The organism is Amphritea sp., assembly GCF_016744155.1.
GTDB lineage: Bacteria > Pseudomonadota > Gammaproteobacteria > Pseudomonadales > Balneatricaceae > Amphritea.
In genome coordinates this window covers 1-17,852 of sequence record NZ_JADGEW010000031.1, presented here as the reverse complement: position 1 = coordinate 17,852, position 17,852 = coordinate 1, and the positions used below count along the sequence as shown (strand labels likewise).

19 protein-coding genes are annotated in these 17,852 nt (G+C 47.3%); 1 reads left to right on the top strand and 18 read right to left on the bottom strand.

Annotated elements, in window-relative coordinates:
• Positions 1-19 precede the first annotated feature (19 nt).
• The 16 genes from mazG to rpoE form a co-directional block, all read right to left on the bottom strand.
• Positions 20-838: a nucleoside triphosphate pyrophosphohydrolase gene (mazG, locus tag QZZ54_RS17445; RefSeq protein ID WP_290704979.1), complete on the bottom strand. Its 819-nt coding sequence runs from the start codon at positions 836-838 to the stop codon at positions 20-22.
• On the bottom strand, positions 838-3,090 hold the full coding sequence (gene relA / locus QZZ54_RS17440) for a GTP diphosphokinase (protein WP_290704976.1): 2,253 nt from the start codon (positions 3,088-3,090) through the stop codon (positions 838-840). The genes mazG and relA overlap by 1 nt, the downstream gene beginning before the upstream one ends.
• A gap of 277 nt (positions 3,091-3,367) precedes the next feature.
• The gene (gene cysM, locus QZZ54_RS17435) at positions 3,368-4,261 is read right to left on the bottom strand and encodes a cysteine synthase CysM (RefSeq protein WP_290704973.1); all 894 of its coding nucleotides are present in this window, start codon (positions 4,259-4,261) and stop codon (positions 3,368-3,370) included.
• 169 nt (positions 4,262-4,430) lie between these two features.
• Complete coding sequence (locus QZZ54_RS17430) at positions 4,431-4,826, bottom strand: universal stress protein (protein WP_290704970.1); 396 nt, start codon at positions 4,824-4,826, stop codon at positions 4,431-4,433.
• 86 nt (positions 4,827-4,912) lie between these two features.
• Positions 4,913-5,290: a holo-ACP synthase gene (gene acpS / locus QZZ54_RS17425; RefSeq protein ID WP_290704967.1), complete on the bottom strand. Its 378-nt coding sequence runs from the start codon at positions 5,288-5,290 to the stop codon at positions 4,913-4,915.
• On the bottom strand, positions 5,287-6,060 hold the full coding sequence (gene pdxJ / locus QZZ54_RS17420) for a pyridoxine 5'-phosphate synthase (protein ID WP_290704964.1): 774 nt from the start codon (positions 6,058-6,060) through the stop codon (positions 5,287-5,289). Before pdxJ ends, acpS begins: the two co-directional genes overlap by 4 nt.
• Before the next feature lie 72 nt (positions 6,061-6,132).
• Positions 6,133-6,840, bottom strand: a complete 708-nt coding sequence (recO, locus tag QZZ54_RS17415; protein ID WP_290704961.1) for a DNA repair protein RecO — start codon at positions 6,838-6,840, stop codon at positions 6,133-6,135.
• Positions 6,841-6,853: 13 nt separating this feature from the next.
• Entirely contained in the window at positions 6,854-7,789 is a 936-nt protein-coding gene (gene era, locus QZZ54_RS17410) for a GTPase Era (protein WP_290704958.1), read from the bottom strand.
• The gene (rnc, locus tag QZZ54_RS17405) at positions 7,786-8,475 is read right to left on the bottom strand and encodes a ribonuclease III (RefSeq protein ID WP_290704955.1); all 690 of its coding nucleotides are present in this window, start codon (positions 8,473-8,475) and stop codon (positions 7,786-7,788) included. Before rnc ends, era begins: the two co-directional genes overlap by 4 nt.
• On the bottom strand, positions 8,472-8,846 hold the full coding sequence (locus QZZ54_RS17400) for a DUF4845 domain-containing protein (RefSeq protein WP_290704952.1): 375 nt from the start codon (positions 8,844-8,846) through the stop codon (positions 8,472-8,474). Before QZZ54_RS17400 ends, rnc begins: the two co-directional genes overlap by 4 nt.
• Positions 8,847-8,866: 20 nt before the next feature.
• Complete coding sequence (lepB, locus tag QZZ54_RS17395; protein WP_290704949.1) at positions 8,867-9,679, bottom strand: signal peptidase I; 813 nt, start codon at positions 9,677-9,679, stop codon at positions 8,867-8,869.
• An 11-nt stretch (positions 9,680-9,690) separates the two neighbouring features.
• Positions 9,691-11,490 carry a translation elongation factor 4 gene (gene lepA, locus QZZ54_RS17390; RefSeq protein ID WP_290704946.1) on the bottom strand — a complete coding sequence of 600 codons (1,800 nt, stop codon included), beginning with the start codon at positions 11,488-11,490 and terminating at the stop codon, positions 9,691-9,693.
• 171 nt (positions 11,491-11,661) lie between these two features.
• Positions 11,662-13,068, bottom strand: a complete 1,407-nt coding sequence (locus tag QZZ54_RS17385) for a DegQ family serine endoprotease (protein WP_290704943.1) — start codon at positions 13,066-13,068, stop codon at positions 11,662-11,664.
• 35 nt (positions 13,069-13,103) lie between these two features.
• The gene (locus tag QZZ54_RS17380; protein ID WP_290704940.1) at positions 13,104-13,538 is read right to left on the bottom strand and encodes a SoxR reducing system RseC family protein; all 435 of its coding nucleotides are present in this window, start codon (positions 13,536-13,538) and stop codon (positions 13,104-13,106) included.
• A 3-nt stretch (positions 13,539-13,541) separates the two neighbouring features.
• A complete protein-coding gene (locus QZZ54_RS17375; protein ID WP_290704938.1) occupies positions 13,542-14,390 on the bottom strand; it encodes a MucB/RseB C-terminal domain-containing protein in 849 nt (282 codons plus the stop codon).
• 114 nt (positions 14,391-14,504) lie between these two features.
• The gene (rpoE, locus tag QZZ54_RS17370; protein ID WP_290704935.1) at positions 14,505-15,089 is read right to left on the bottom strand and encodes an RNA polymerase sigma factor RpoE; all 585 of its coding nucleotides are present in this window, start codon (positions 15,087-15,089) and stop codon (positions 14,505-14,507) included.
• A gap of 253 nt (positions 15,090-15,342) precedes the next feature.
• On the opposite strand from rpoE, the gene nadB reads away from it, so the two are divergent.
• Positions 15,343-16,938 carry an L-aspartate oxidase gene (gene nadB / locus QZZ54_RS17365; RefSeq protein WP_290704932.1) on the top strand — a complete coding sequence of 532 codons (1,596 nt, stop codon included), beginning with the start codon at positions 15,343-15,345 and terminating at the stop codon, positions 16,936-16,938.
• Here nadB and QZZ54_RS17360 read toward each other — a convergent pair.
• Together QZZ54_RS17360 and QZZ54_RS17355 are read right to left on the bottom strand one after the other, a co-directional pair.
• On the bottom strand, positions 16,919-17,371 hold the full coding sequence (locus QZZ54_RS17360; protein WP_290704929.1) for a protein YgfX: 453 nt from the start codon (positions 17,369-17,371) through the stop codon (positions 16,919-16,921). The two genes, nadB and QZZ54_RS17360, sit on opposite strands and share 20 nt — an antisense overlap.
• Positions 17,349-17,609 carry a succinate dehydrogenase assembly factor 2 gene (locus QZZ54_RS17355; RefSeq protein ID WP_290704926.1) on the bottom strand — a complete coding sequence of 87 codons (261 nt, stop codon included), beginning with the start codon at positions 17,607-17,609 and terminating at the stop codon, positions 17,349-17,351. The genes QZZ54_RS17360 and QZZ54_RS17355 overlap by 23 nt, the downstream gene beginning before the upstream one ends.
• Positions 17,610-17,852: the final 243 nt, after the last annotated feature.

The following is a 17,852-nucleotide window of genomic DNA, read 5'->3' as shown; positions in this document are numbered from 1 at the left end:
CTCCGTTTAATCGCTCTAATTATAACCCTTTGCGCTTTGCTTCATTCCACCAGCCATCTAACTCTTCAAGACTGAAGGTCTGCCAGTCTTTACCGGAACCTTTTACCTGGTCTTCGATATGCGCAAAACGATTAGTGAATTTCTGATTGGTATAGCGCAGCGCTGACTCTGGATTGATGCCCATGTGACGAGCCAGATTAACCTGAGCAAACATCAGATCGCCCAGTTCGTGCTCCATCTCAAGCTTATCCCCTGCTGCGATAGCCTCACGCAACTCAGCAATTTCCTCTTCAATCTTATCCAGAACCGGGCCAACATCACCCCAGTCAAACCCCACTCGCGCGGCGCGTTTCTGCAACTTTTCTGCCCGATTCAACGCAGGAAGCGCCATTGGAATATCGTCCAACACTCGCGATTCCTGTTGCGGTTTATCACCCCGCTCCTGTTCTTTAATCGCCTCCCAGGTAGCTTTAACATCCTTCTCATCAATGGATTCCGAGCCACGACGACTCTCCAGCGTCCCTTCGGGAAAAACGTGGGGGTGGCGGCGAAGCAGTTTTCTGACCAGGGTATCGACTATCTCGTCAAAACCAAAACGCTGCTCTTCCTGCCCCAGACGTGCATAAAAAACAACCTGAAATAGCAGATCGCCTAATTCACTCGGCAGATGCTCCCAGTCTTCCCGCTCAATGGTATCAGCCACTTCATAAGCTTCTTCCAACGTATGCGGTACGATACTGGCAAAACTCTGTTTCAGGTCCCAGGGGCAGCCATCGGTGGGATCTCGCAAGCGCACCATCAGATTGAGCAGGTCGTCCAGAGTATATTGAGCGTCCATCAGGAACCACTTCGCTGACGATGTACGTCGGTAACGTTTGGTATCTGATTGATCTTATCCATAATTTTACCTAGCAGCTCCAATCGACTGATCTCAATAGTCAGTGTCAACTGGGCAACATTACTCTTTTTATCCGACTGGGTATTAGCTGCAACCAGATTGACGCTCTCGTTTGACAGCACCATCATCAGGTCACGGAGCAAGCCAGCACGGTCAAAGGCTTCAACAAAGAGATCAACAGGATACGTTGATTCACTGTCTTCACCCCAGTTTACTTCAACAATTCTTTCACTTTCTTGCTGGCGCAACTGGAAAGCATTAGTACAGTCTTCCCGGTGAATCGATACGCCCCTGCCCTTAGTTATATAACCAATGATAGGGTCCCCCGGAACGGGCTTACAGCAGGGTGCGATAGAGGTAAGCAGGTTACCAACGCCACGGATTTTAATACCGTCATATACTGTTTGAGGTTTAAGACTGCTACCCGGCAATTCAAGATCTAACTGCTCGTCGTAATGAACTGTCTCAACCTGCTGCTGTGCAACATTGATAATCTGCGACAAACGAATATCACCAGCGCCCAGCGCGGCATACATATCTTCTGAGGATTTGTGATTAACAGACTCAGCCATCTGCGCAAAATTAAGTTCGGCATTATCAAGTGCCAGACGACGAAATTCGCGGTCGATAATTTTCTTACCTGCCGCCGCATTTTTGTCTTTATCCTGCAGCTTAAACCAATGCTGCACCTTAGCCCGGGAACGGGCACTGGTGATATAACCCAGGTTAGGGTTAAGCCAGTCACGTCGGGGATGTTCAGTGTTGGCGGTAAGAATCTCGACCTGGTCACCGGTCTGCAACTGACGGGTCAATGGCATTATCCGCCCGTTTACTTTAGCTCCACGACAGCGATGTCCAACTTCCGTGTGTACCCGATAGGCAAAATCCACCGGTGTAGAACCCACCGGCATATCGACAACATGGCCTTCCGGGGTAAATACATAAACCCGGTCATGGGTAATATCTGCACCAATAACATCAGAAAATTCTTCAGTGTCACTTAGATCTTCAGTCCACTCCAGGACCTGACGCAACCAAGCGATCTTATCTTCGTAACTTGAGCTCTGGGACTGAGTATCGGTACCTTTATAAAGCCAGTGAGCACAGACGCCAAGCTCAGCCTCCTCATGCATCGAAAAGGTTCTGATCTGAATCTCTAATACTTTACCGGAGGGGCCAAATACAGCAGTGTGCAGTGACCGGTAACCGTTCGGTTTTGGCGAAGCGATGTAATCATCAAACTCATGAGGAATATTACGCCACAGGCCATGGACTATACCTAAAACCGTATAGCAGTCCCTGATTTCCGGCACCAGAATCCGTACCGCACGAATATCATAGACCTGATTAAAGTCGATATTCTTGTTCTGCATTTTGCGCCAGATACTGTAAATATGCTTAGCCCGGCCCATCACCTCGCCGTCGATACTGACCTTGTCCAGCTCAGTATTAAGAAGACTCACAGAGTCTTTAATAAATTGCTGCCGATCGAGGCGCTTCTCGTCCAACAGTTTAGCAATCTGCTTATAATCGTTGGGCTTTAGATAGCGAAAGGAAAGATCTTCCAGTTCCCATTTAATATGACCGATACCCAGACGGTGAGCCAACGGGGCATAAACATCAAAGACCTCTCTGGCAACGAGGAAACGTTTTTTGCGGGAGCCCTCTTTTACCCCACGGATAGCACAGGTACGCTCAGCAATTTTAATCAGCACAACCCGCACGTCGTCGATCATCGACACCAACATCTTACGTACGTTGTCTAGGGGATTACCACTCTGGCCCAGTACATTTTCGCGACGGGGATTTTGACGACTGCCGATTGCAGCCATCTGAAGTACACCTTCGATAAGAGAGGTTATCGTCTGACCAAAACGACGGCGGATATCTTCCAGCGTCGCGCGTTTCTCACGTACGCTGCGATAAAGGATTGCAGCAACCAGTGCATCCTGATCTTGATTCAACTCAATCAATATCTGGGCCATCTCCAGCCCGGTGAGGTAGCTGTCAGTATTTTCCCAGGAATCTTCTGAGGGCTCAGCCTCTTCCTTAAGTTGCTTGGCATAAAGGCATGCCTGACGAATCGTGTCTATATTCTTAACTTCAACCTGTTCCTGCAGCCGTTCAAGCCACAATTCCAGATCGACACTGCCATCAGCATGTATTGGATGATCTTCGCGTACTTTTACCACGGCTTCGCGCCACTCCCGATTAACCTGATGTCCATTTCAACTACGCCATGGATCTTTTATGTAATTACAGCTTTAAAATAGAAGCAGAAAGTAGGTAGCTTTCTTCACTTCACAGCACATATAGCGGCACATTCTATTATCTCAGACCGTCAATAGCGAGTAAGTTCATTATGGTTAGCAACCAAATCAGGTTAATCCAAACTCGGGAAAAGGAGCATTTTAACCATAAAAAAAGGAGCCTAGGCTCCTTCAGTTAAATCAATAAGGCGATACAACTCTAACTAAAGACTCCGGTCGACAGGTAGCGGTCGCCCCGGTCACAGATAATGCAGACTATAATGGAGTTTTCTACCTCCTGCGCCAAACGTAAAGCTCCAGCAACGGCCCCACCAGATGAAACCCCACAGAAGATACCCTCCTGTTGAGCTAAAGCACGCATGGTATTTTCAGCCTCTTCCTGAGTTATATCCAGTACCGAATCAACCCGGGATGCTTCGAAGATTTTAGGTAAGTACTCTTCAGGCCAGCGACGAATACCCGGGATAGAGGCTCCTTCAGCAGGCTGAAGACCCACAATCTGAACATCAGGATTCTGCTCTTTCAGGTACCGGGAGGTACCCATGATAGTTCCCGTTGTCCCCATAGCACTGACAAAGTGAGTTATTCTGCCATCTGTCTGTTGCCACAGTTCTGGACCGGTACCGCGATAATGTGCTTCTGGATTATCCATGTTGGCAAACTGGTCGAGTACAATGCCCTTACCATCCGCCTGCATCTGCAGCGCCAGATCACGGGCTCCCTCCATGCCCTCTTCTTTAGTCACAGGAATCAGTTCTGCGCCATAAGCGGTCATTGAAGTTTTGCGCTCTTCACTGCTGTTATCCGGCATAATCAGCTTCATATTGTAGCCTTTAATTGCCGCCGCCATCGCTAGCGCGATACCGGTATTTCCAGAAGTAGCTTCTATCAGGGTGTCTCCAGGCTTTATCAACCCTCGCTGCTCAGCCAACTGAATCATGCTCATCGCTGGACGATCTTTTACCGAGCCCGCCGGATTATTGCCTTCTAGTTTACAAAGCACCGTATTGCCCCGCCCCACAGACAACCGCTGCAGGCGCACCAATGGTGTATTACCCACATAATCTTCGATGGTTGGAAACTGCACGCTCATAACTTATTACCAGTGATCGTCCTGAATATATAAAAATATAACCAGAAGAAATTAAAAATGTATTTGATATAACTTAAATATAGATCGCGATCATACCGAGCCTACCGATAAAGCTCAATACAGAATAATTCATGCTCTAATGAATACACTCGCCAGAGGCACACTCCGACTACGGAAGGACCAGTACCGGTCGTTGCGACTGTTTAACAACTTTATGAACGAGATCATCTCCGAGAACTGTTGAGCTGCGTTTACCAACCCCGCCCAGAACAATCAGGTCAGCACTTAATCGATCAGCCTCTTCAAGAATTGCCACCGGAGCAATTCCTTCCAGCAAGAGCGCATGGGTTTCAATACCCTGATGCCGCAATTGCTGAGCCTGCTTATTAAGCGCTGATGACTCTTCGGCAAACTCCTGCCCCATCTCCTTCTTATCCCGATAACTGATATCTTCGTTCGGCAAAACCACATGCAACAGATAAACAGTGCTGGTAAAAACCTGAGCTAGATCGATAAGCTTTTCATTGAGCGGTGAAAAATTGGTAGCAACCATAATAGTGTTCATCGCACCACCTCCTAGAACTCTCTGATGTCTGCTTTCAGTTTAGTCTATAAAAATAGTCGAACACGACTTTCAGGAATAACGCTTAATCAGAGCTGTTCTGCCACAACAAATGCGATAACTTGATCCTGCTCATCGCTATAGGAAAGGTGGAAGGTAGCGATCCCCAGATCCTCCGCTCGCTGTCGCGCATTGCCAGTAAGAGTCATTATCGGTCGGCCCAGTTCATTATGACCAACTTCAAAATGCTGCCAACTAATACCTCGTCCAATACCGGTACCCAACGCTTTCACAGCCGCTTCCTTTGCTGCAAAACGTTTGGCCAGAAACCGGGGTTGTTGATTAGATTGCTGATATTGCGACAATTCGGTGGGGGTCAGAATCCGCTCTGACAGACGTGGCGTACGCGCCAATGCCATCTCTATACGCCGGATATCAAGTAGATCTGTCCCCACACCAAAAATCATCGGCGTACCGCATCCCTTAGCGGCTGTATCCGCCCCTGGGTTTCCATCATCAATCGGCGCATCTCAGCAATCGCCTTTTTAAGACCGACAAACACTGCCCGGGCGATAATACCGTGACCGATATTCAGTTCACTTATCTCAGGAATTTCAGCAATCTGCTCTACGTTTTGGTAGTTCAGACCGTGGCCTGCATTAACAATTAACCCTTTACTAAACGCATAGGTCGCGGCTGATCTAATTCGTTCCAACTCGGTCTTCTGCTCTGCCGCCGTTTCTGCATCAGCATAAGCACCGGTGTGTAATTCAATCACAGGCGCTCCACAACTAAGAGTTGCATCAATCTGGGCATTATCCGGATCAATAAACAGTGAGGCTTCCACCCCTGCAGCAGCTAACCTGTCACAGGCCGCCTTTACTTTCGTAAGCTGGCCCACCACGTCCAAGCCTCCCTCAGTAGTCAGCTCTTCACGCTTTTCCGGTACCAGACAGGCGTGGGCAGGTTTAACTTTCTCAGCGATGCTTAGCATCTCATCGGTCACCGCCATCTCAAAATTCATCCGCGTTTGCAAAGTTTCTGCAAGCAGGTAGATATCACGATCCTGAATATGGCGACGATCTTCCCGCAGGTGAACGGTAATACCATCAGCTCCGGCTTCTTCGGCTAAGGCAGCTGCCTGAACCGGATCAGGGTAACGAGTCCCCCGAGCCTGACGCAAGGTCGCAATATGATCGATATTCACACCCAGCAGTAATCGACTTGGCTCTACCACAGTTAACCTCTTCTCAAACAAAAATATAATAAAACAGAGCTTACTAGAATCGCACTCTGAGCAACAGTCTGGCTATACCTTATGAGGGTTATAGCCCTGTAGCAATTCTCGGCTGCGCAGCGGCCGATTCCCCAGCTGTTGCTCTAAGGCCAGTCGCATTAGCCTTTTCGCAGCCCGACGGATCTCAGGGCGCTGATATTGCTCGCCTACAATGCCCACTAACTGCTCACCGGTGAAGCAGAAAGGTCTGATCTTCTCACTTAACAGAGTGACAGGAATAAAACCCTGAGTAGGGTCATATCGATAGACAACTTCTGGCTGACAGCCTTGCACATCAAACTGAAAGCCCAGCTGCTGTAACAGATGCTGCTCAAAGGTGCGCAGCGCCAATTCAACATCCCTAGTCTCTCTCAACTCATTCAATACATACTGATAATATACGAAGAGTTGGGGATGAGAATCCGAAGGCTGTAACAGGCGTTCCAGAAGTTCATTAACATAAAGCCCACAGATCAGTGAGTCGCCTGTAAGGAACAGTGGCGCTGCAACAGCTTCAGCCTGAGTCAGTGTTTTCAGTTCATGGCGCCCCCGCCAACTGATCTGCAAGGGCGTAAAGGGCTGCATCATAGCTCGCATGCGGGAACGGGGACTGCGCGCGCCTTTTACGACGGCACTGATTTTACCCTGCTCTAGGGTAAACAGATCGACCAGCAGACTAGTTTCTCTGTAAGGTCGGGTATGCAGGACATAAGCAGCCTGAGCGTCTACCTGATAACTCATCGGCTGCCATCACTCAATCTATATCGTTGTAACCCAGGCTTCGCAGCGCCCGCTCGTCATCAGACCAGTTACTGCGCACCTTAACCCAAAGGTTAAGCATCACTTTGGAATCAAACATTTTTTCCATATCAAGACGGGCATCACGGCCAATACCTTTGATTTTATCGCCTTTATCACCGATAACGATACGCTTCTGCCCTTCACGTTCAACCAGAATCAGCGCACTGATAATAAGAATACCCCGTTCGTTGCGCTTGAACTCTTCAATCTCGACAGTGGTACCATAAGGAACTTCATCCCCAAGGTTACGCATCAACTTCTCTCTCACCAACTCAGCTGCAAGAAAGCGAGAACTACGATCTGTAATCTGATCATCCGGGTAGAAATGCACACTCTTTGGCAATTGCTCATTGATCACCGATTCAAGGCGATCAACACTAGTGCCATTTTTCGCTGAGATAGGAATAATTTCCAGAAATTCCATTTTCTTAGAAAGTTCTTCCAGATGAGGCAGCAGTGACTCTTTATCATCCAGTTGATCAATCTTATTAATCACCAGAATAACAGGACACTTAATCCCACCAAATTTTTCAAAAACGATTTCGTCTTCTTCAGTCCAGGCGGTACGATCAATAACAAACACCACCACATCAACATCACGAAGTGCTGAACTGGCCGCCTTGTTCATATAGCGGTTAATCGCTTTGTCCTGATCTTTATGCAGCCCGGGGGTATCGACATATACAGCCTGAACATCCCCCTCGGTTTTAATTCCAACGATCTGATGACGGGTCGTCTGCGGTTTACGCGAGGTAATACTCAACTTCTGGCCCAGAATATTATTCATCAGGGTAGACTTACCCACATTCGGACGGCCAACGATTGCGACAAAACCGCAATGCTGATCTTCACTGGGCTGATCCAGTAGATAACTCAGATCGCGACTCATACTTTACTACCTACTTTCATAAGTTTAAGTGCAGCTCCAGCAGCATTCTGCTCCGCCTGACGACGACTACTGCCTTTGCCTACTGTGGGTTCATCTAAAAGACTCACCTGACAACTAATTTCAAACGTCTGTTTGTGCGCTTCGCCGGTGACTGAAAGCAAGTCATACTCGGGCAGCGGTGCCCGCCGAGATTGCAGAAATTCCTGCAGTCGGGTTTTTGAATCTTTCTGGTTATCTTCAAGAGAAGTCTGCTCAAGGCGAGACTGGTACCATTTGAGGATATAAGGACGGCAACATTCCATATCGCTATCAAGATAGATAGCACCAATAATAGCTTCAACGGTATCGGCCAAAATCGAATCGCGGCGAAAGCCACCACTTTTCAATTCGCCGGAGCCCAATCGAAGGTAGTCTCCCAGCTTCATCTCTCGGGCGAGTTCAGCCAGGGTTTCACCTTTGACCAATAGAGCCCGCAGTCGACTAAGCTGCCCTTCTTTCGCTTCAGGAAAACGAAGATACAGCGCTTCGGCGATGACAAAGTTGAGAATCGAATCACCCAGAAACTCCAGGCGTTCATTATTACGTTTTCCGTGACTACGGTGGGTGAGAGCCAGCTCTATCATGCTCTCATCATTAAACTTATAACCCAGCTTTTTTGCCAGGTCTGTGGCAGGTTTTATAATCAACGGATAATCACTTCATATTGCTCATTAAACTTCACAACAGCATCTACATTGTAAAACATCGGCACGATAATATCGTATTTCAGCGTCAGGGTTTTAATACCCTCTTTCACATCAATGGTTATTGAATCCTGTGACGGCAGCTTTACTTGATTGATTCGCAGACGTTTATTTATTTTTGTGCGGGTATCTCTTGGAGAATCGGTCTTAGTTTCTGGCTGTTCAACTAACTCCTCCATCATAGAGGTGACAAGGCTATGATCCCAGTAAGGAGGCATCAGCTTCATACCGACAGCAAGAAAAACACCTGCGACAATCAAAATTATCATCAGCGAAAAAAACGACATCCCCCGCTGTGTTTTATACATCGACATAACGTACCCCTTTTCCCCTGTTAATGGATAGTTCTTACATCACTGAAATCAGGCAGTGTGAAAAACTCTGGCCAATGCATCCAGACAGCAAATGCTTTACCTACCAGTAGATCATCCGGCACATAACCCCAGAAGCGACTGTCATTACTATTATCACGATTATCGCCCATAACAAAGTAGTGACCTTCAGGGACTACCCATTCTGCGGCAATTCGCGGCGGTGTCACATCACGATAAAGCTGATGACTAACATCACCCAACTGTTCTTCTGTTAGCAACAGTCGTGGTTTCTGTGGCGGCAACTGGGCCAGCAATGTTTGAACCTGCGGCTTACCATTAATAAAGATAGTCTTATTCTGGTAGCCTATCCGGTCACCCGGTAAACCAACGACACGTTTAATGTAGTTGATCCTCGGATCATCCGGAAATTTAAATACAGCTACATCGCCTCGCTGCGGATCATTCATTGGCACAACCTTAGTACCAAGTACCGGCAGGCGGAAGCCGTAATGCCACTTATTCACCAAAATGAAATCACCAACTTCTAGCGTTGGCCTCATAGAGCCCGATGGGATCTGAAAAGGTTCTACAACAAAAGAGCGAAGAATAAGCACTACCAGTAAGACAGGGAATAGAGAACGACACAGATCTATCAGGCCATTTTCCTTGTTCAATTGTTCTAATGCATTTTCCGGCAGAGCGCCATTCACTTGCTCCTCTGCCGCGGCAATCCTGAGCTTACGTGCCCCGGCCAGTATAACCCGGTCATAAACCCAACCCAGAGCGGCAATAAAGGTCAGTACAACGAGTACCAGAGCGAAATCAAAATCCATGTTAACGAGTCCTAATTATCTATTTTCAGTACAGCCAGGAATGCATCCTGCGGAATATCAACGCTACCCACCTGCTTCATCCGCTTCTTGCCCTCTTTCTGCTTCTGCAACAGTTTCTTCTTACGACTCACATCACCGCCATAACACTTGGCAGTCACGTTTTTACGCAGAGCTTTTACCGAGGTACGGGCGATAATTTTACCACCAAGAGCAGCCTGAATAGCCACATCAAACATCTGACGTGGAATCAACTCTTTCATCTTTTCACACAACTGACGACCACGATGCTGCGCATTGTCACGGTGAAGAATTAACGCCAACGCATCCACTTTTTCACTATTAATCAAGATATCAAGACGCACAAGCTGTGCAACTTCAAAGCGGACAAAATTATATTCCAGAGAAGCGTAACCCCGGCTAACCGACTTAAGTCGATCAAAGAAGTCCAATACAACCTCAGCCATCGGCAGTTCATAGGAAACCTGCACCTGATTGCCGACGAAGTTCATATCTTTCTGAACACCCCTTTTTTCTACACAGAGCCCGATAACCTGCCCAAGATATTCCTGAGGTACCAGAATATTCGCTTCAACAATCGGTTCACGCATCTCTTTGATCGATGTTGGATCAGGCATTTTTGACGGGCTATCAATATGAACTACATCGCCATTATTGAGTTCAAGTTCATAGACAACAGTTGGGGCTGAAGTGATCAGATCAAGGTCATATTCCCGCTCCAAACGCTCCTGAATAATCTCCATGTGTAGCATGCCGAGAAAACCACAACGGAAACCAAACCCCAGGGCATCTGATGATTCAGGTTCAAAGAACAGCGAAGCATCATTCAGAGTAAGTTTATTCAACGCTTCACGGAAATCTTCATAATCATCGGAGCTGGTAGGGAAAAGACCGGCATAGACTTGCGGCTGAATCTTTTGAAAACCCGGCAACCGCTCAACGTCCGGCGTTTTAGCATGGGTGATAGTGTCACCTACTGGCGCTCCATGGATATCCTTAATCCCCGCAACCACATATCCTACTTCACCAGCTTTTAGCACGCCGGTTTCCTTTCGCTTGGGTGTGAAGATACCCACGCCATCGACCGGATGTAACTGACCGGTGGACATCATCTTAATCTTGTCTTTTTTGCGCAGAGTTCCATGTTTCACACGGACCAGAGAAACGACGCCAAGATAGTTATCAAACCATGAGTCGATAATCAGCGCTTGAAGAGGGCCATCAACATCGCCTTCCGGCGCGGGGATATCTTGTACTAGCTGCTCTAAAACATCGTTGATCCCCAGGCCGCTTTTAGCACTACATTGCACAGCATGACTAGCTTCAATGCCGATAACCTCTTCAATCTCTTTACGCACTCGCTCCGGGTCAGCCTGAGGTAAGTCCATCTTATTGAGGACGGGCAATACTTCTAGCCCCTGCTCCAAAGCAGTATAACAATTCGCTACTGACTGAGCTTCTACGCCTTGGGCAGCATCAACGACCAACAATGCGCCTTCACAAGCCGCCAGCGAACGGGATACTTCATAACTGAAGTCTACATGCCCCGGTGTGTCGATAAAGTTCAGTTGATAAGTTTCACCATCTTCAGCGGTGTAATTAAGCGTTACACTCTGCGCTTTGATGGTGATTCCACGCTCCCGCTCCAGATCCATTGAATCAAGAACCTGTTGCTCCATTTCACGCTCAGCCAGGCCACCACAGGTCTGGATAAAACGATCCGCCAGCGTGGATTTACCATGATCTATATGGGCAATAATCGAAAAATTACGGATGTGGTCGAGCTTAGTCACTACGGAATCACCAGCTAATAAATTTAAGCATGCAACCCCAATATGAGGGAGCAAATCTGAAGCGGGCAAGTGTACCGTATTTCATCAGTTACGACCATCAAAGAGAATGCCATCGGATAATAAACAGAGGGGCATATAGCCCCTCTTATGATCAGAAGAATTGAAACCTGGTCATTTAAGTTTGAGCGGCACAAACATCGGACTTCCCCGACGAACGATACGCATTGGTACGGCTTTCTTGTCCGGAAGCTCTGCAACCACTCCGGCAAAGGTCTCAACTGAGTCAACTTCCTCGCCATTCAACATGGTTATAACATCACCCACCATCAAACCTGATTCAGCCCCAGCACCCTCTTCAACCCTACGTACTACAACACCGTCAGTAACACTTAAACGCTCGCGTAACTGATCATCCAATGCACTAATCTGGATATTCAAGCGATTAGCTGATGACTGTTTACTTTTACTATTAGCTGCTTTCAACTCTTCACCGGGAGCCGGTAAAAGGCCAATAGTAACCGTGATAAATTGCTTCTTGCCACTCCGTACAACACCCACTTTAGCGTCTGTCTCAGGGGGAATCCGGCCAACCTGATGCGGCAGATCACCTGAACGATCAATCGGCTGACCGTTAAAGCTATAGATAATATCGCCTTCACGTAGTCCAGCCGCTTCGGCAGGGCTATCTGGTAGCACTTTAGCTACCAAGGCACCTTCTGGCTTATCCAAACCGAAAGATTCAGCCAGATCACGACTTACTTCCTGAATAATGACACCCAACCAGCCACGACTTACTGAACCTTTCTCCTTGAGTTGCTCAACCACTTCCATAGCAACGCTCATCGGAATAGAGAACGACAAGCCCATAAAGCCACCCGAGCGCGTGTAGATCTGGGAATTAATACCGATCACTTCCCCACTCAGGTTAAACAAAGGGCCTCCGGAGTTACCCGGATTGATCGCCACGTCGGTCTGAATAAAAGGAACATAAGTTTCATTCGCCAGACTGCGGTCTGTTGCACTGATAATCCCGGCGGTTACCGAATGGTCAAAACCAAAAGGAGAGCCTATAGCAAGTACCCACTCACCCACCTCAGCTTTATCTGAATCGCCAATTTTGACCACTGGAAGGTCGGTGGCATCGATTTTCAGCAAGGCGACATCAGAACGCTTATCAGAACCAACCACTTCAGCTTCAAGCTCCCGACGATCACTCAATCTAACAATAACTTTGTCAGCTTCAGCAACCACATGGTGGTTAGTCAGGATATAGCCATCCTCAGATATAATGAAACCTGAGCCCAAAGACTGTGGCGCTTTTCGCCGGGGAGCATTTCCTCCTGGCCCCTGAGGAAAGCGGAAGAAGTGTTTAAAGATTTCAGGAATTTCCTGTCCCTCAGGCAACTGAAATTCCGGCACTGCCTGAGCCTGGGTTTGCACCTGCTGAACTGTACTAATATTCACTACCGCAGGGGACGTCTGTTTAACCAGGTCCCTGAATTCAGGCAATGCCGCTTGGGCGCTACTTATACACAAACAGAAAAGAACCAGACTAAAAGTCGCTCTGACCAGTTTCATATCTTTTATCCTGTATTCAGCTATTTAAATATAAATCAGATTTTACGAAGCAGTACCGGTCGGTAGCTGCAGTTCCGGCTTATGCGACCGGAGATATAATGGGTTAACAGAAAACCACCCGCTAACCCAACTAACGCACTCAATATAACCGTTGGCTCGGTAAAGCCAGACAGCTGTACTGACACAGCCACAATAAACATCACAATCAGAGGTAACAGATAAACCAGAAACGATGCCGTCAAAAAAGATCGTTCACCGACACCTAAAGTGACCTGATCATTTACAAGCGCTGCGATATGGTGCGGATTATCGACCTGAATCTCCATCCGTTTTCCATCACCTATTTTAGCTATCAAGCTTTGCCCACAACCTTTTTGCGCAGTACAACTTGAACAGGCGCTCTGCTTTATCGTTTCAACCCAGACAAAATCTGACTCAACCCGAACAACACGCCCATTTTCTTCAATCATAAATTATTGAATTCTTTTAACAGAGTTTGCTACCCGATCAGCAACCATAAGCGGCACATCGCCTACAACAGTAACAAAAAACTGATCCATTTTTTTACCCACAGCAACCAGATCACCCATCTGGGTAGCACCTTCCGGTACTGAGGCATTGCCTGTTCGCTCAATACTCAAAGTAAAGGAGTGTTCACCGTTACTAAACACCGTCAACTCAGCCCCAGGAGCAAGCGCATTCTTAATCGGTGTAAAACCCTCAGGTAACCAACCAGGATTAGAGCTGACTAAAACACCATCACTTAGAATATTATGCTGCTTGATATAGCTATTAAGACCTGAATTCAATCGAATAATATTTTCGTTATTATCAGCTTGTTGTGTAATACGCGGTGCGCCAAACTGCGCCTGCATAAAATCGCGGGGAACAGTAAAACCAGGCTGAGAAAGCGTTTTTTCAGGGGCCGGAGCCTGTGCAAGATCAGGAGTCACGGTGACAGGCTGACCTACACCAAAGTTCTGCCCACCCAAGATCACAACTGCTGTGACCGATGCCGCTACAGCCATACTGGCAAGAGGTTTCCAAAAGCTAATACTTGATGATTTTTCTTTAACCACCACATCCTCAGAAGAAGCAATAGTAAGCACAGGTTCGTCTTCAAGCGCCGCCATAACGGAAGCACTAATATCACCTCCAGCAAGTTGCTCCTGTTTTAGCACTGAACTAGCAACATGATAACGTTGCCACTGCCCTGACAGCTCATTGTTATCAGCACTCTGTTTCAGAAGACTACGTAACTCAAAGTCACCAACTTCATTATCCATCAATGCAGAAAGAGCTTCTCTGGGTTGTTCGCTCATTAGCCAACTCCTAACGGATTAAGTATTTATATTGAGCCACCGGACAATTACCCGCTCAGCTCTTTATTCTATGAGTTGAATTCGACAATCTAGTTCAACATCAAATTCAGTTATCTAACCTAACAAAGGAGCAATCTCTTTATCGATCGCTTCCCGTGCCCTGAAAATACGCGAACGCACTGTGCCTACAGGACAATCCATAATCTGTGCAATATCTTCATAACTCAGCCCCTCAAACTCACGTAGAGAGATTGCTGCTCGTAGATCTTCAGGTAGCTTATCCATCGCATTTCTCACGACCTTGGCCAGCTCATCCCGATATAAACTATTTTCAGGGGTTTCAATATCTTTCAATCCCCTATCACCTTCTAAGTGATGCGCATCATCTACATCAATATCCATATCAGGTGGTCTGCGGCTTTTGGCGACCAGATGGTTCTTCGCTGTATTGATAGCAATTCGGTACAACCATGTATAAAAAGCACTGTCACCACGAAAATTGGGTAGCGCACGATACGCTTTTATAAAAGCTTCCTGAGAAACATCCATCGCCTCATGGTGGTCATAAACATAACGACCAATCAGCCCAATAATCTTGTGCTGGTATTTTTTTACCAACAGATCAAAAGCAGTTTTATCACCTTCCTGAACACGTTTTACCAGCTTCTGGTCTATCGATGCTTGGCTTTCGTCGGACATTCTATTCCTTAATATGTATGAACAACCCCTAACTTACATGACTGAAAAACAGTCTCAAGGAAGTATGAATGCCACCCCTTGCTCTATGCAACCCCGTTTCAATACAGGTATTAAGTTATAACCTATGAGCCCTTTACTTTAAGTAAGTTCCCTTACAACAAAAAAAAATAACTATTTGACCATACAGACTGGCTCATGGCGCCAGTTCAGGCAATAATTGCCGCCTAGGTTGTAGTTAATAGAGAGTCCGCTAATGAGCAAAAAGTTTGAATATGATGTACTAATCATTGGCAGTGGCGCGTCCGGCCTTGGCCTTGCTTTGCAGCTACCTGAGACCTACAAAATTGCCGTGCTCAGCAAAGCCAGCCTAACAAGCGGCTCGACCTATCAAGCACAGGGCGGTGTAGCTGCGGTCATTGACGGCACAGATAGCACCAAAGCACACATACAAGACACTATCAGCGCAGGCGCAAATTTGAGTCGAATGGACGCTGTTGCCTTTACCATAGAGCATGGTAAAGAGAGCATCGACTGGCTAATTCAGCAGGGAGTACCTTTTACACGGGAAGGCGATGAATACCATCTAACCAAAGAGGGTGGACACAGTCATCGCCGCATTATTCATTCAGCCGATGCTACCGGCCAGGCAATTCAGCAAACATTAATAGAACAAGCTCGCACGCGAACCAATATCGACCTTTTTGAAGATCATCTTGCTGTAGACCTTATTACTCGACATAAACTAAACCTACCAAACAATAGCTGTATCGGCGCCTACGTATTGGATAACCGCAGCGGCCATGTAGATGTATTCAAAGCGGGTTCGACTGTCTTAGCGACAGGAGGAGTCAGTAAAGCCTATCTCTATACCAGCAATCCAGACGGCGCTTCCGGAGACGGCATCGCAATGGCCTGGCGTGCTGGGTGTAGGGTCGGTAATTTGGAATTCAATCAGTTTCACCCCACCTGCCTGTATCATCCCCAGGCAAAGTCTTTCCTCATCTCTGAAGCTGTACGCGGAGAAGGCGGAAAACTACTGCTGCCAGACGGCAGCCGATTTATGGATAAATTTGATAAGCGTGGTGAACTGGCTCCCCGTGACATAGTGGCCAGAGCGATAGACCATGAGATGAAACGACTGGGTCACGACTGCCTGTTTCTGGATATATCCCATAAACCAGAAGAATTTGTCAAACAACACTTTCCAACAATCTATGAACGCTGCTTGGAATACGGTATTGATATCACGAAAGAGCCTATCCCCGTAGTCCCAGCTGCTCATTACACCTGCGGCGGCATCATGACCAACAAGCATGGCATGACCGATGTTGAAAGCCTGTACGCTATCGGCGAAACAGCATTTACCGGTCTCCACGGTGCCAACCGGCTGGCCAGCAACTCATTGCTCGAATGCATCGTCTATGCCTCATCTGCTGCTCGGCATATGGCGGCACACAACCGGCCTCTAGGGGAACTACCGGAAATCCCCTTCTGGGATGAGAGCCAGGTCACAGATTCTGATGAAGACGTCATCATCGCCCACAACTGGGATGAGCTTCGTCGCTTCATGTGGGATTACGTCGGGATAGTAAGAACCGATAAGCGACTACAGCGAGCCAAACACAGAGTAGACCTTTTACAGCAGGAAATTAGTGAGTACTACAGCAACTATAAAGTTAGCAGTGACCTTTTGGAACTGAGGAATCTAGCCGTAGTTGCCGACCTGATTATTCGTTCAGCTATGTTGCGAAAAGAGAGCCGGGGACTGCATTACACACTTGATTATCCCGACAGCAACATTGAAGCCAGAGACACCATACTCACACCGGTTAACTATGAGTGGCGCTAACCGGTGGTGGCGCAAAACGAGATAAAACACGAAGCTTACGGAAATCATCCTCAACCACACTATCCCGCCAGATAAGCACAGCGACAGAGCGGTCTTCAGTACATAATTTCAGTTTAAGCCCAATTAGAAAGGGAAAAGCAAATTTCTGTTCAATACGATCAACATGAACCCAGCTACCTTTATTAAGGCAGACTACAATCCCTTTTCGCTCAACGAGCCAGCGTAAACCGGTGACCGAATAAGGGTTATTTAACCAGATAAAACGGGACCAACAGAAACAACTATAGCCAAGACAGGCCAGGGAAAGCAGTAATTTATATATTAATACTAAGTCCGCTGCCCAAACCGAGAACAGCGAAAACAAGGTAAGTAATACTATGCATGCTCTGCCATAGACAGAGGCGTTAATCTCAACTTGCAGTGGGCTGAACACGATCCAGTATGATCCGAACGATACGCTTCATCTCAGGGTCTTCAGGCTCCTCTCTCTCCATCAACCAGACAAACAGATCAACGTCCTCGCAGGCAAGCAACTTAACAAACCGATCCTGATCTTCCGAATCAAGCCCTGAAAAAGCCTCTTCAACGAACGGCACAAACAATACATCCAGCTCCAGCATGCCTCTTCGGCTCTGCCAGCGTAAACGACGAACATCTTCTTCGGTATACATTATCTACCTGCTTATAATTTAGATTCAGTTATCGCGACAATCACTGCACGCCTGAAACAAGGTAGGCAATATATAAATTATTTCGCCTGCTAGCAAGCCAAACAATAAGCCGATCAAGTTAATGGTGACGAGGGTCACGTAATATCGTTGCTCGTTGCTCGTTGCTCGTTGCTCGTTGCTCGTTGCTCGTTGCTCGTTGCTCGTTGCTCGTTGCTCGTTGCTCGTTGCTCGTTGCTCGTTGCT

Coding starts and splice junctions, on each gene's coding strand:
- mazG (WP_290704979.1), bottom strand. CDS start 838: ATGGACGCTCAATATACTCTGGACGACCTGCTCAATCTGATGGTGCGC.
- cysM (WP_290704973.1), bottom strand. CDS start 4,261: ATGAGCGTGCAGTTTCCAACCATCGAAGATTATGTGGGTAATACACCA.
- QZZ54_RS17430 (WP_290704970.1), bottom strand. CDS start 4,826: ATGAACACTATTATGGTTGCTACCAATTTTTCACCGCTCAATGAAAAG.
- acpS (WP_290704967.1), bottom strand. CDS start 5,290: ATGATTTTTGGTGTGGGGACAGATCTACTTGATATCCGGCGTATAGAG.
- recO (WP_290704961.1), bottom strand. CDS start 6,840: ATGAGTTATCAGGTAGACGCTCAGGCTGCTTATGTCCTGCATACCCGA.
- era (WP_290704958.1), bottom strand. CDS start 7,789: ATGAGTCGCGATCTGAGTTATCTACTGGATCAGCCCAGTGAAGATCAG.
- QZZ54_RS17400 (WP_290704952.1), bottom strand. CDS start 8,846: ATGTCGATGTATAAAACACAGCGGGGGATGTCGTTTTTTTCGCTGATG.
- lepB (WP_290704949.1), bottom strand. CDS start 9,679: ATGGATTTTGATTTCGCTCTGGTACTCGTTGTACTGACCTTTATTGCC.
- QZZ54_RS17385 (WP_290704943.1), bottom strand. CDS start 13,068: ATGAAACTGGTCAGAGCGACTTTTAGTCTGGTTCTTTTCTGTTTGTGT.
- QZZ54_RS17380 (WP_290704940.1), bottom strand. CDS start 13,538: ATGATTGAAGAAAATGGGCGTGTTGTTCGGGTTGAGTCAGATTTTGTC.
- QZZ54_RS17375 (WP_290704938.1), bottom strand. CDS start 14,390: ATGAGCGAACAACCCAGAGAAGCTCTTTCTGCATTGATGGATAATGAA.
- rpoE (WP_290704935.1), bottom strand. CDS start 15,089: ATGTCCGACGAAAGCCAAGCATCGATAGACCAGAAGCTGGTAAAACGT.
- nadB (WP_290704932.1), top strand. CDS start 15,343: ATGAGCAAAAAGTTTGAATATGATGTACTAATCATTGGCAGTGGCGCG.
- QZZ54_RS17355 (WP_290704926.1), bottom strand. CDS start 17,609: ATGTATACCGAAGAAGATGTTCGTCGTTTACGCTGGCAGAGCCGAAGA.